The organism is Candidatus Methanodesulfokora washburnensis, assembly GCF_003947435.1.
In the GTDB taxonomy this organism is placed as follows: Archaea; Korarchaeota; Korarchaeia; order Korarchaeales; family Korarchaeaceae; genus Methanodesulfokora; species Methanodesulfokora washburnensis.
On record NZ_RCOS01000151.1, the window covers coordinates 1 to 14216 of the forward strand.

The window sequence follows — 14216 nt, forward strand, 5'->3', positions numbered from 1 at the left end:
TAAACTTGAAGCACCTGTACTTTTTCCTGGAGCTAAATTCGAGGTCTTTCCTGGATTTAAATTAAAGGGGTGCATCGTTCCCTGAAACAAATTCAAGAAACGTATTATTCTCTAACTCAAAATTACATAATTTTGTTTTCCCTTTTTGAGAAGTTCCTCGAGGAGATTGGCTTGTTTCTATAATCTCAAAAGCAGTTATCTTTCTAGTTTTAGCCTCTGTAAAAAGAGTTGCCGGATTTTTGTGGGAAGAACTTGTAGCATAGCATCAGAGGCCTTCCATGAGATCCTCAATGAGCTCAAGATAGTCACAGTTGAGGATATTAAAGAGCTGTACGACAGGAAGAGGGAGTATAAGGCTGTGGAAAGCAGGCTGAGAATAAAGTTGAGAGCGCGCGAATTGACCTAAAGATATTTTTATAGTAGTAACTCGCAAAAGTAAGAGTTATAAATAAGGCTTGGAAGCACTACTAATGCACGGTAAAAGGCTTGTCGAAGAATATCTCCCTCTTACTAAAATTAATAAATCTAGTGAAAAAGAGCAAAGTTTTATCAGAGTGCCTAAACTTAGTAATCTTCATCCTTGGCCTGCTAGACGACCTTATGCTAACGCTAGAGCATTGACCTTGGCATCAATCTTGCCTCAAGATTTTAACCGTGATTTGTTTAATGAGCTTATTGGGCTTAATAATACATCAAATGTGCCATATGAAATAGTCTATCTAGTTCAACCAGACAGAGACAAGATAGCTGAAATAGTAAAGGAGAAGCTTGGCAAGGATCTGAAAAATATAGTAATAGTTGATCCTATGGCTGGTGGTGGCTCTATTCCTTTAGAGGCCTTAAGACTCGGTTTTAGAACCGTAGCCATGGAGTACAATCCTGTGGCATATTTGATTCTCAAGGCTACGCTTGAGTATCCTGCCAAATATGGTGAGAAACTTTACGAGGCGGTTAAGGCTGAGACCAAAAAACTCATAAACTGGGCTTTGGAGGAGCTTAGAAAGTACTACCCTGAAGATGCCATGAATTACATAATAGCTAGAGGCTATAAGTGTAAGTCTTGTGGAGGACTTATACCGATAATACACAGTACAAAACTTGGGAAAGATGGTCCGTACATAAGGTTAATCTTCGATAAAGAGAATAAAGGCTTCACTGTGGACATTTCGAGCGTTGAGACCGAATTCACAAGGCTTAGATGTCCATACTGTAATGCCCCCATTATCGAGGATGTAGCTCTTCGAGACTGGGTTTCAAGGCATAAGAGGCTTTTAGAAATAGCATTGAGTGGAAATTTCAAACAAGCTAAAGAGTCCATTGAAGAACTTATTCAAACTCACATACTACTAGTCAAACAGACTGAGAAGGGATTCGTAGTAGCATCTAAGGAGGATGTAGACAAATTCGTGGGAGCATACTTAGACCTCACTAGACTCGTAGAAGAGTTAAGGGAGTGTATACCATCGGATCCTATATCTGAGAAGAATGAAGTGTTTAAACCTATAATAGATTTAGGATTGAAAAATTGGCATGAATTATTTAATCCAAGGCAACTCTTGATTTTAGCAAAGTTAATAGGTTACATCAAGGAAAAAGTTAAAAAATTAACCGAAGAAAAAGGAGATTTTGGAATAGCTATAAATATTTATTTAGCTTTTGGCCTCAATAAATTAACTAACTTTAACAATATTACAACTACATGGGATGATAGTACTAAAACCATAAGAGAACTTATGGATCATTATGCTAGGACAAGAAAGATTGGCTTCGGTCTCGAGTACTGTGAAGCAAAACGTATCGACTTAGCTCTCAATTGGGTTTTTGAGCCTCATATTGAGAGACCCTCAGCCACCCACGGGGGTATATGTCCTGTTATTAAGCTTCTATGTTCTTGGATCGAGGGTTTAGGTGATAGGATTGAGGTTTTTATGGCCGATGCTATGAAAATTTCTGAGATCTTGGGTGAAAAATGCGTTGATGTTGTTAATGTGGATCCGCCGTATTTTGATCAACATAATTACAGCGATTTAAGTGAATTTTTCTGGCAGATTTTGAGGTTAACTCTGGCTCCAGCAATAGATGCTGGTTATCTCTTCAGTAGAGGCGAGCGTAGGAAGGCTGAAGTATTTGTGCATGGTTGGAATCCTATATTATCGACCGTTCCTAGGGATTCTGAAATTATAGAGAGGAAGTCTGCTAAATCGCTAATTAAAGGTAAATCACTAATTAAAGGCAACGGTTTAAATGAAAAAATTAAAATTATTACAGAACGTATGAAGATGTCACATACTAGAGATTGGTATGTGAGGAGCATGTACTCATTCTTCCGTGGAGCTTATAAAACACTTAAGGATGATGGAGTTCTCATAGTATGGTTTACACATAGTGACCCCGAGGCTTGGGAAGGTATTCTAAGTGCCCTCTATGCCGCAGGCTTCACAGTCACTAAAGTTTGGACTATTAAGACTGAGATGGCTGAAAGGCGTGTGGCATTGGCTGGGTCAGCATTCTTCTCAAGTTTAGCTATTATAGCTAGAAAGGCTCATGAAAGGGTTATTGTTGGCACTGCTAATATTGAAGAACTCTTAATGAATGAAGAAGTTAAATATGCTATAGTTTCAAGTACGGTTGATGCTCTTCAAAGTGCTGAGGAGTCTGGCGCTTCGGGATATGAGAAGTATATTATGGCTTTAGCAGGAGCTATAGCCGGTGCTACACGGATATGGAACCCGATATTCGAATCAGCACCAATTAAACAAACTACTGAAACATTAGAAGAATTTATTGGGACTAGAGATTTAGAGGCAAAAGATATTTACAAATTAGCGAGATTGTTACTCTTCTTTAAAGAAAAATTATATCTAGTAGCTCTTTATCATGGCGTTTCAAGGGTACTGGAGGGAACCATTAAGGAGGTTTTTACGAAAGCCGGCTTAGAAAAGACCTTGATCGATAAAATGGTTAATGACATACTTTCAGTGGATAGGGATTCTAAGGCATATCTATTACTATGGATGACCACGAGATTTTCTGAAGAGCCTACCATTGAATACGACTTTGGAGAGAAGATATGTAAGGTTATTGGCACAAATCTTAATAGACTCAAAAATCTCGGGCTGCTAGAAGCTAAGGGTAGGGAGTCTAAACGCAGAGTGGTTTATGGAAGGCAGGTGGCAGATTTGATTAAACGCAGAGTTGAAGTACTTGATAGGACTGTATCAGGTATGGCCTTAAGACTTACAAAAACTCTTGCGGAAATTCCCGCCACTGAAGAAGCTGAGAAAGTCGCCAATTATGTTAGAACATTGCTGCCTGCTAGTAGACAGGTTGTTGCAGTTTCATTATTCCTGCTTCTCACAGCAAAGGAAGAGGAACTAGAGTCCTTCGGAATTAAGTTGAATAAATCTTTTATAGAGAATGTGCTTAAAGCATTATATGAGGGGTGAGCTGTTGAATGAGCGTACCTAAGCTGGCAGATGTGGCTGAACCTACACAGTTTGTTGAAGCCTATAGTAGGTTGAGTCCAGGTGAATATGTAGGTAAGCTTGCTCCAAGCCTCGGTATGCTCATTGAGCACGAGCTGTTTGATCCGCACGTCATAGTTAGTGATGAGTTCTCAGATACCCTCACATTTCTCTCGATAACCCATCTTGACCCTATGCTAAATGCTCTCAAAATGATTAATGATGGGCTTAAAGTTGTTCGAGAAGCTCCGGTAGCTTTATCTTTAACTCAAGAAATGGGGTTTGGAAAAACGCATTTTCTCACGTTATTATGGCACCTCTACGCTCAGACATATCACTGGAATGTCGATGAGCTTGAAAAGATCTATTCAAAAATAGATATTGAAAAATTAAGTTACAATAGAGGTGTAGCTGAAAAAGCTATTGTATTTGCAATAGATCTTTTGAGGCGTCCTATAAACCTCAAGCCCTATGATGCAATATTCGAGATATCTGCTAAAATATTAGAGAGAAAATATAAAGCTCATGGAATAAAACTTTTAGATCCAAACTTCTTAAGGAATCTAAATAAACTTAAGCCTATAGATGCAGCTAAAGAGCTTATCTCGATTCTTAAGGGGATTAGGGAACCTGTGTCAATTCTGATTATAATAGATGAGCTATATGCTGGAGTCAATGACGTAATTATGGGCGGAAGTGACGAGATGATTAAAAGTTTCATGGATCTCATATCATTTCTCAGGGAATTACTTGAATTATCTAGAGGAGTTGTTCCATTAGTCTTCATATATGCATCTGCCCAACAAGATGCTAATAGATGGTCTAAAATATCGGAGAGCATTCTTAAAGAGGGCTCTGGCGGGGTTAAAACGCTATTAATAGAGTCAGTTAATGAATTAAATGAGAGAGTTGAGAGACTTAAACCATCTACACTAAAAGCTCCTGAAATTAAGGACGTTTTAAGTATATTAATGTTGAGATTATTACGATTTAAAACTAAAAGAGAGGACGTGATACAAATAGTCCAGGAGCATATCAGAAAAGAGTTTATGAGCTTAATTGGCGAGAGTGAGGTGCTTAATTTTGTAAGGAGACTCGGTGACTTCTATCCATTCTCACCAAACTATGAAGCTCTCTTGCTCAAACTTATTCATCCAACATTTGGATCAGATCTACCAAAGTCTCAACATATAAGGGATCTCTTAAGAGTGACCGCTTCCATAATAGCTAGACTTTCGTCAACGAAGTGGTCTGAATCCATGCTTATAAGCATAGCACATTTAATACCCGAGGACATTGTTCATACAATGGATGAACATATAGCTAAAGAGTGGATAAGGATATACGAGTCTTGTAAAAGCGTTGTAGAGAAGGTTGAAGATGAAGAAATTAGAGAACTTATGTTACCTATGTTGTCAGCAGTTTACACAAAATCTGTAACAGGGAATGTCGTTAAACTGCTAGATCTAATGAAGGCTCCACAGATGCAGTCAAGGGATGAAATACAGCTGAGAGGATCCACGAAACTAGATATGATCACAGCACTTGTGGGAGTTATATCTGGAAAAGCTTTTGAGAAGTTCGATAGCGCTTTTGAGAATTTAAAGAGATTGCCATATTTAAATAGCATTGAGTACGGCGGTCTAGACTATTATCTCATTACATTACTTCCAAATCCCTCAGAACTCGTAAACAACATAGCCGAGGAGGAGCGTAAGAAAGCCGGCATTGATAGATATGACTATAATGCTATGCTTGAGTATTTCAAGAAGCACTTAACCGACCAGTATTCCCTATCCGCCTTCTTTAATGGCAAGTCTCAAAAAGGAGCTCCTCCAAAGCTTCAATTAATAGATTGGAAGAAGCATATAATCGATTTTAAGGATAAGCCTGCCTTTATAGATTTTCTCGATAGAGATTTATTCACAATATTAACGGTGTCCCCTTGGAGCATAGTGGAGACGAATCTTTTAGAAAAGACAGAAGTAGACTATATCAATAAAACTAAAAAAATAGTACATGAATTTAGGAATGAGATACCATATATAAACATGTTTGCCATAGTACTTCCGAAGGTTTCGTTGGATGATTTACGGAAGCTTTGTAGTGAGATAGCCTCTGTTAATGCTGCTTCCAGGGCTATAGAATATCTCAAAGTTGGTAAGGTAGAGCATAGACGCAAGAAGCTCGATATAATTAAGAATGAGCCAGCTGTATCTACACTTAAAGATTATTTTGAAACCGAGCAAGAATTTGAGAGCATCCTGTTAGAAATCATAGAGCAAATGCATAGGAAAATTGAAAGCTATGCAACTAGTTTAGCATCCTCCGCTATAAGTAATTATACTGCTGATCTTATAAGCTTATTCAAAACAGTAGTTTACTATGATCCAAAAACTAACATGATAGTTCATGCAGATCTGAGCATTGCCCCAAGCAGTACTGTTAAGGAGTTTAAAGATCTCTACGGTGAACTACCATCCTGGATCATAAATGCAGTATGTAGTAAATGCAATGTGAAGAGAATTCAAGATATAAAAACTAGTCTTATAGAATTTATTAAAAAGTATGTAATTAAAGAAGATAATAAACACAAATTATTAAAAGGAATAAAACTAGAACTGGACGCCTCGCCTATAATAGAATCTATAGCAAAGGGATGGTCAGAGATTCCAATAAAGCCCATAGCAAAAGAGCAGATTTTAAGCGCAGTTAAACAATTAAGCAATGTGTACTTCTTAGAAGATCCAGATATAAATGAGATTGTGATATCTATAGAAGATACAAAGATAATCATAAAAAAAGAAGAAATATATATACCGCCTCCTCCAGATGAGGTATACGATATAGCTGAAATACGAGAAACTGATAACGTAATAATAGCTATAGCTCATTTTGAGAAGTTAAAGGATGAGCTAGGCAATGTTCAAGCTGTGGATTTCTCAGCGAATATCGGGAAAGGAAGCATTAGTTTATCGAAAATTCCCGTAGATATTATCAAAATTCTTAAACTCGATAGTATCTTACGCAAATATAGAAATGATATTTCAAATGCTTATATTAAAATATATTTCGAGGAAAAAATAAAGAGAGAAAAATTACTTGAATGGTTTAGAAAGGTGGGTATTGATGAAAAAAGCTTGTACTGAAAAAATCCGGTGAATAAGTTGATGCCAGAATGGACGAACTCATTAACATTGCTCAGAGAGTACATATCTAATTTATCTGAATCGCTTAGGCTATCCACTGAGAATGAATCATTTAATAGATATAAACATATCCTTTTTGCTTCTCTATGTGCAGCTTATGATAAAGTGGAATTTTGCGAGGAAGTATCTTCAAATCCGTTACTAGAAGATCCTATCAAGAAGGGCAGGGAATTCATAAGATCCATGGCTAAGCTTTCAGGGATCGGACCTATGATTTCAGGTGAAAGCATTTTATATGCTGTCGAGAGAGCTAAAAAGATTCTTGAAAAAGGTAAAAAGAAACCATTTATAGTTTTATGCGATGGTCTCTCGCTTCCAGAGTATGCATACCTATACAATAAATTCTCTAAGAAAATTAGCTCAGATGGGTTGCTTTATGCTATAAATCCTGGGGGAATGACTAAGACATACGAGTATTTAACTTCGATTTTCTTAGAATCGCCATCAGGGAACATAAGTATGGGGATTTTAGGGGAAATACTTAAAGAAAGATTTGAAGCTGCGGGCTCAAGAGTTTTTAGAACGATAGATGAGCTTGTTCACAAAAGTCAAGTTGAGAAGTTTACAGATATATTTAGCATGGCTTCCAGCTTATATAGAACAGTAGAGAATATAGCATCTGAAGTAAGTATTTTATTGGAAGATTATCGTGTTCTAATATTATCAGATCATGGTTATGATGTATCCTCAGAAGAAAGCACATGGTATCTATATCACAAATTTAGTAGTGGAAAACCCTGTTTAAGTATATTTTCTGCAATGCTGGTAATAGGGTGAAGAGTGTATGGGCGAGTATGGTGGAGAATATTGGTTGATATATGCACATTCCAAGAATCCTAAGAAATGCATATTAGGAATTAAGTTTCCGAGCATAGAGTCACGCTACTATATTACATTAGGAGGAAAGAGAGCTTTCGAATTATATAACCATATACTCTCAACTTTAGATAACAATGGTGTCAGATACTATGCTGAAAAAAGAGGTAACAAACGTTTCCTGAAGCTTCCATGGAGCACAGGATTAGCGGTAACAGTGTTCCTATTAGCGGTTTATGGGAAACAGAAACCTTTAAGTTATGCTCATATCCTTGATAAAATGATTCATGGCGGAATGCCTTTAATGCGGTATTTAACAGGTATGGTTGAACTTGCATTAGATTTAACAGAATATACTAAGGATTATCAACGAAAACAGCTGGTTTCTCATAAGAGTGCAAAAGCAATTTCAAGAGCTATAGGTGAAATAATAGCAGCTATTAAGACATTTTAATGATCATTATACTGGCAGAGTACTTTTTTGTGAATCTCCGAGAAAGTTTTGTGTAAAAAGTAGAACTAAATGTGCGTGCATAAGAATTATTCCCCTATACTTTCCTCTTTTTTCTTTTTCTTATGCAAGAGCTTATTCAGGCTGGCAGAATTATGACTAGAGAGATTTTAAGTTTAGAGGTTTATATAGAAAGTTGGAATATTCTTAAACTGTTTAAGAGAGAGCTAAAGCCAGAGATGGAGGAGTACAGGCAAAATAGGGACGAGCTTCTTAACAGAATTCATAAAGAAAATTGGGAAAGTCTGTACTCCTATTTTCAGCCCATAAGTGTCATGGAATTCTCAAGCCTAGATGAGCTTAACGATTTCCTAGCGAAAAATGGATATCCCAAATACTTCCGTACCTATGCTGAAATTCGATTACCACCAATAACGATTAAACAGGAATACAGGATCTTAAAAACTTCTAGGTATCCTATGCTATTAGCTCATGGTGTTCTTGGAAGACATTCCGATAATAATGTTATAACTTCCATCGAAAGTTTAATATTCTGTTATCTTCCTTATTTTCCTAAATTCTGAATATTTTTTAACTTTTTTGGTTTATATATCAGAGGTCTCTGTTAATTGATGATAGCATGAATACGATTCGGAGAATCTCCTTCCTTTTTGGTACGTTAAAAGACAACTTACCTACTTATTCGATGGCAGTTCTAGGATTCCAGTATGCTTGTCCAATTTCCTTACGGCCCAGACGAAGTCCCTCATCTTGGCTACGAACTCGCCTTTAAACCGGTCAAGATCTATCTCCCTATCTGCCGGGTGGCCCTTACCGAGCATTGCCTCCTCCATCCTATGGGCTAGTGTATGGATTTCCATGTCCAATTGCTGGATCTCGGACTTAAACTGAGCTGGTATCTCGATGCACTCAGAGGTCAGTACCTTCAGGAGTTCCCCACCTTGCTCTTCGGAAAGTCTGACAGCAAAAGTTCTCAGGAAGCCAAATTTCGTTGAGGCACTCCTTACCATTGATATTGCCTTCCACCCAACCCTCACTTGAGCGGGAAAAAGCCCGCCCCAAGCGTCTGGCTCGATGTTCAGTTCACCGCCGCTCTCAGCGGTGAAAGGTCCAAAAAGTACATCTGTATCGACGTTGTATAGGAAGAGAGTATCACCTCTCTTTACATCCTTAATCTCGTCCCAAAGCTTCTTAGTATCACCAAAAAGAGCCCTCTGAAAACACTCGCTCTCAGTCTCATTTGTGCAGACAAACTTCCAGTACATTGTCTCCCTCGAAAACACAGCAGCCTAATGTATAAAAGCTTTTGCTTGACCTAAGTGAGTCCTGTCAAAGCATACCCTCTGAGACCAATGTTATATATGCAAAAGCCTTGCCGCATATGAGGACATGATCATTTCAATGTTTGCTAGATAGGAATATTGCTATCGGATAAAGGTCGGTCTACACCTGCGCATCGACAGTTTGAGGGACGCTTTCACCATATGCCGTAAGTATTCCCACAAATATCTTCATTTTTCTTCCTCTGTGGACTCCGTGATATTCCTCTTCATAGATCTTTCTTAATCTATATCGTTTTTCAGCTTCCTTTAATGCCTGTTTTGCAAAAAACGTGTTAATCTCTCCGGCAGCTACTATATAAAATGTATTTATCCCTTTTTCCAGAGATTCTCCAATAAATTTCATGTGAGCATCTAGCCCAGAAATCTCAAGAGTTTCTGCTTTTGCAATGGGGACAATAGCTGCCTTTATATACTTGCCAAGATATGCAGGATCGACCTTTTCTTCTGGTTTCTTTGTAACAAGCCTATAGATCTTCAGCTCAAAACTTCTTGTCTCCTCATGAACATCAGGTTTCGGGTCGCTGGGATATAAGGAACTTAGCTTTTTGTACTCAGATAGCAGAATCCTTGTCACATATCCTCCTTTGTTTATCTCCTCTACTTCCTCTACTAGTCCTTTTACTTGCTTTACTTCCCCTGCTGTTACGTCAATGAAGTAGCTAAGTGCATTAGGATCTGCAGCAAGAATATTCTTGGAAACCACATAATCAACTGCTTTCATGAGTTCTCGATGCACATATCTTCGGGCTGTAGGAATAAGGGCTCTTGGAATATACTCTCTTACAGCCAATGCAAAATTCTTGGACTGATTTTTGTGATTCCTCATTTTTATAATTAAAGCATTATCTCTTAAATAACTTTCTATGGAGTCAACATTGACCCATTCTACCTTAATTTTATAAGGAAGAATTCCTTCAGACTCCCTATCAAATTTTTCTACATAACTATTAATGTTATGTTCTATACTTTTCGATATATACCTTCGCTCATGTTTCTCTGATGCATAGGCAAATGCTTTATTTATTAATATCATTGCCTTCTCGACTTTTTCGGGATAAAGTAAATATATAATAATAAACAGTATAAGGATAAATACAAAGGATCCAAAACCCTCAAGTGCAAGGAAAATCTGATGTAATAAATAAATTAAAAGTGATAAGTCAGGAGGGAACATCTATTCACCTCCTGCTTTTTCGATGCACTCTATGCTATCACAGATAACTAGGATATTTCCGTTTCTTCCTAAGATACCTCCAAAATTCTCCTTGGTGATAATCTTTCCACATATACTGCATTTTAGCTCTCCTTTCTCGATTTTTTCAGTTAGATTAAGCTTGCTCAACACTTTCTCCAGCTCTCTTTCGTGAAAAATCAGTAATTTGTGCTCCTCCATAATCTCACCACTATAATCTAATAGTCCTCTATTTCCTAATAAAAATTTTGTGGAATTGATGATTTTTCTCTTGACCCAAAAAAGAAAACTAAAATGAGCGATCCCTTACCTTATTTTTTATTACCCTAGCATAGGGAGCAAAACAGCTCATTTGGGGGACAGCCTTAAGCTAAACTTAGTCTATTAGGGTATGGTAATGAAAACTACCCGTAAAATTCCTTGGCTTCTCGACGGTAAAGAGAAGAAGCGGATACGCATAAATCAGAGTAGACTTAGTGAAGTTAAAGAGTACTTAAGATGATGATGAGGATAGAGTCTTTGAATACCTTGAAGACAAGGAGAGGGACTATGTATTTATTCACTGGGGAGGAGCTGATAAAAAGATTCTGAAGGAGAGATTTTCCTATGACGCACAAAATATAAATCTCCTCTATCATGTACAGGTATCCCTCGTAGCTCCAACTTCATCCAGCTCTCTTCATGATGTTTTTGATGCCCTATGCGGTCATAAGAAGGATGAATGGTGGGAGAAGTTCTTCTATAATATGAGTGGATTTGACAAACTGGACCTTTGCTGGCGAATCTTGAAAAATCCAAGCGATGATAATGCAAGAAAGGTACTCAGCGAGGCGAATAAAGCCGATATTCTAGCTCTAGCTCAAATTATAGAAAGAATAAAAGCTATAGAAGTTCATAAAAAGAATTATGCATAATTGATTTTAGTAGGACTCATAGGATTATTTAGGGAGTTTCCTGTAGATATAAGGATGGTACTTACTTTCACGTGAGTAGATGCTCTCTTGTGAAAGAAAAGGCGGATACCTGTACATGATAGGCATCCTTGTGTGGGTCGGGTGACGGAACGAACACAATCAAGGGTGATCGATTCTGAAGTTGACAGTCAGTTCTCAATAGATATAATACTAATGCATACATGCAAGATTAAAATATATAAGGAAGCTATGAGAACTAAGGGGACATAATGATCCTCGAGAGACTGGAAGATTATTGGAATTGGGAAAAGTTGATCCAACATTCTCAGACAATTGAGGAGCTAACGCCTTTTGAAAAAGAAAGGGTTAAACGTGCTTTTCAATTTTTAAGAGAAGAGTTAGGGGAAGAGTTTTTGAAGGATGCATTTAGTGAAGGGCATCCAATATGTGACTACATCAGAAATTTAGCCCCTTGGACTCGTAGATGGATAATTTGGTTTGCAGAAGCTCTTAATGAATTAAAAAATCAAGAGAATTATTCTTCTTTACTAAATCGCATTAAAGATAAGGGTAAATTTGAGGAAGGAGTTTCAATTTTAGAAGCTAGCTTTAAGTTTTCGAAAGCAGGTTTTAAGATAATCATAGATCCCACTATTGAAATCTCTAATGTGAAGAGAATTCCAGATCTAAAGCTAATTGACAAAGATACAGGAGAGGAGCTTTTTGTAGAAATCTCTCAAATGGGACCAAGCGAGATAGAAGAGCAAGTCCACCAAACAATGGAAGCAATTACCGATATCCTATGGCGATCTATTCCGTTTATACATTATTGTGGGCGTATTTATAAAACGCTCTCTAAAAGGCACTTAAATGAAGTTGTAAAGAAGGTTGAGGAAACAGTTGAGAAAGTTAAGAGAGATAACTCTTTTCATGAGTTATCAATTAAAGATGTAATTGAGATTGGAATAGCACCAGAAGGAGATAAAGAAACTTTAGAAAAGTGGGCATCAGATAGGGGATTCCATGTCGGAGAGTTTATCGGTCCACCTTTTGATGTGAATGAAATATTAAGAACAAAAAGAAAAATCAAGGAGGAACAAAGACAACTTCCTCAAGAATATCCAAATATTGTAATTATCAAAAATAATGATCTATTTTTTAGAATACGTGACATCAGAAAAACCATTAGTGAATTAGAAGAAGAGGTGTATGAATACCCCCATCTATTATTTGTAATAGTTTCGGCAGAATACTTAGGTGAGACGCAGGATACGTCCTTTATGAAAGATCAGCACGTCTATTTAGAGGGAAGTAAAATCAAACTGATCGTTGAACAGCATATAATTTTGTTTAATAGATTTTGCCAGTATAAGATTTCACCCTCTGTTATTGCTAAAATTTATAACTCATTTAAAAATTACTAAGAGGCTAAAAGAGGGGTCAAATTCAGTAAAAGAACTTGTGTGCTTCCTCTGATGTGCGCACGCAGCAAGGTATATAAGACTGGACTACCTCTTTATAAGAGGTGAAAATATGACTATAAGAGAAGGAATATCTAAAGGCTCAGATCTAGTTGAAAGGGCAATCTCTTTTTCAAGGAGATTTGGGAGAATAGAAGGTGTAGATCCTGAGCCTATAATAAGATGGGCTGTTAAAATAGGGGGCATTATAGATAAAGTCTGCTTTTCTTGGCTGATCTGGGAAAAGAGGAAGAGAAAATCCCTTTGCAAGCCATGTTTTCTTGGTGTGAAAAGTCTTGTAGATTGGAATTTTTGCCCAAGAAAAACCTTCTTAGACACAACAAATGAGAGCGGCTATTATATGAGATATATCGACATAAAAGGAAATTTTCTCCTCATTCGTGGTGATCTGAACGATAAAGAGAGAGGACTGGTTAAATGCATTCTTTATTTCATAAACGATGTAGCGGATGGAATAGCCGCAGTTCCTGCTATGAGAGAGGATAAGGGACAGGAATTCATGAGAGGGTTGAAAAACGTGTTGGGCTGGATAGATAAAAATTATCCTTCTCCTAAGGATTTCATTGGTGCATTGCTGGATGCTGTCCGAAAGATAAGCGAATTTCCGGATCTCACTCAGGATGACTTTGAGCTTCTTTTGAAGGAGGAAAAGAAGAAAGAGAGAGGAGGATCTCTAACAGATGAGGAAATTAAGCTCTTGGCTGAAGCATGGAGTGAAAATGAGGATCAGGAAAGAGGATGGATCTCTGAGCACAGGTTTGCTGAGGATTATCCCACTATCGGATTGTATAAAGCGTGGGGCAATCATGTGATAGTTGGCGTTCCGGATGGGATTGCTGACAGCTTCATATATGAGTATAAGGACACAAGGAGCGAGAAAAATTTAAAATATGTAGTGAGAGATGCATCCCTTCAGGCAGATATTTACTCAGTTCTCCTTCCGAGAAGAAAAAAGAGGATTCACATCCATATAGCTGAGACAGGGGACATGCGTATTATAGAGGAAGAAACAAATCCTGAGAAAGCAAAAGAGCATGTCGATATGGTTCTAAAGGCAATTGATGAAGGCGAAATCCCACAAAAGCCCTCAGGTAAAAGATGCAGTGTATGTAGCGATAGAGAGATATGTGATAGAGCGATAGCTAAGATTGTAAGGGAATGGCAAATCTCTGAAAAAGAAAATCTCACTTCTAAGGTCACAGAGAGATACTCATGAGATACAGGTATTATGCTCCCATCGATAAGATAAAAGATCTGGAGCAGGATCTGGAGGAAAAGATGGAGAAAATTCCGCAGGAGATAAGATATCTAGTTTTAAACCTTAG

At 37.5% G+C, this 14216-nt stretch carries 11 protein-coding genes; 8 read left to right on the forward strand and 3 right to left on the reverse strand.

Annotated features, from left to right (window positions below):
* Positions 1-241 precede the first annotated feature (241 nt).
* The 6 genes from D6D85_RS16490 (at position 242) to D6D85_RS13170 (ending at position 8524) form a co-directional block, all read left to right on the forward strand.
* Complete coding sequence (locus D6D85_RS16490) at positions 242-406, forward strand: hypothetical protein (protein ID WP_161969882.1); 165 nt, start codon at positions 242-244, stop codon at positions 404-406.
* A 64-nt stretch (positions 407-470) separates the two neighbouring features.
* A complete protein-coding gene (locus D6D85_RS13150) occupies positions 471-3446 on the forward strand; it encodes a DUF1156 domain-containing protein (protein ID WP_125672494.1) in 2976 nt (991 codons plus the stop codon).
* Between the two features lie 8 nt (positions 3447-3454).
* Positions 3455-6613, forward strand: coding sequence for a hypothetical protein (locus D6D85_RS13155; RefSeq protein ID WP_125672495.1), 3159 nt, complete (start codon positions 3455-3457; stop codon positions 6611-6613).
* 21 nt (positions 6614-6634) lie between these two features.
* Positions 6635-7450, forward strand: a complete 816-nt coding sequence (locus D6D85_RS13160; protein ID WP_125672496.1) for a hypothetical protein — start codon at positions 6635-6637, stop codon at positions 7448-7450.
* 7 nt (positions 7451-7457) lie between these two features.
* The gene (locus tag D6D85_RS13165; protein ID WP_125672497.1) at positions 7458-7943 is read left to right on the forward strand and encodes a hypothetical protein; all 486 of its coding nucleotides are present in this window, start codon (positions 7458-7460) and stop codon (positions 7941-7943) included.
* Between the two features lie 152 nt (positions 7944-8095).
* Entirely contained in the window at positions 8096-8524 is a 429-nt protein-coding gene (locus tag D6D85_RS13170) for a hypothetical protein (protein ID WP_125672498.1), read from the forward strand.
* 111 nt (positions 8525-8635) lie between these two features.
* On the opposite strand, the gene D6D85_RS13175 is transcribed toward D6D85_RS13170, so the two are convergent.
* The 3 genes from D6D85_RS13175 to D6D85_RS13185 form a co-directional block, all read right to left on the reverse strand.
* A complete protein-coding gene (locus D6D85_RS13175; protein ID WP_125672499.1) occupies positions 8636-9226 on the reverse strand; it encodes a hypothetical protein in 591 nt (196 codons plus the stop codon).
* Positions 9227-9404: 178 nt separating this feature from the next.
* A complete protein-coding gene (locus tag D6D85_RS13180; RefSeq protein ID WP_125672500.1) occupies positions 9405-10478 on the reverse strand; it encodes a hypothetical protein in 1074 nt (357 codons plus the stop codon).
* Positions 10479-10697, reverse strand: a complete 219-nt coding sequence (locus tag D6D85_RS13185; RefSeq protein WP_125672501.1) for a hypothetical protein — start codon at positions 10695-10697, stop codon at positions 10479-10481.
* A 982-nt stretch (positions 10698-11679) separates the two neighbouring features.
* On the opposite strand from D6D85_RS13185, the gene D6D85_RS13190 reads away from it, so the two are divergent.
* Together D6D85_RS13190 and D6D85_RS13195 are read left to right on the forward strand one after the other, a co-directional pair.
* Positions 11680-12834 carry a hypothetical protein gene (locus D6D85_RS13190; protein WP_125672502.1) on the forward strand — a complete coding sequence of 385 codons (1155 nt, stop codon included), beginning with the start codon at positions 11680-11682 and terminating at the stop codon, positions 12832-12834.
* 109 nt (positions 12835-12943) lie between these two features.
* A complete protein-coding gene (locus D6D85_RS13195; RefSeq protein WP_125672503.1) occupies positions 12944-14107 on the forward strand; it encodes a PD-(D/E)XK nuclease family protein in 1164 nt (387 codons plus the stop codon).
* Positions 14108-14216 lie beyond the last annotated feature (109 nt).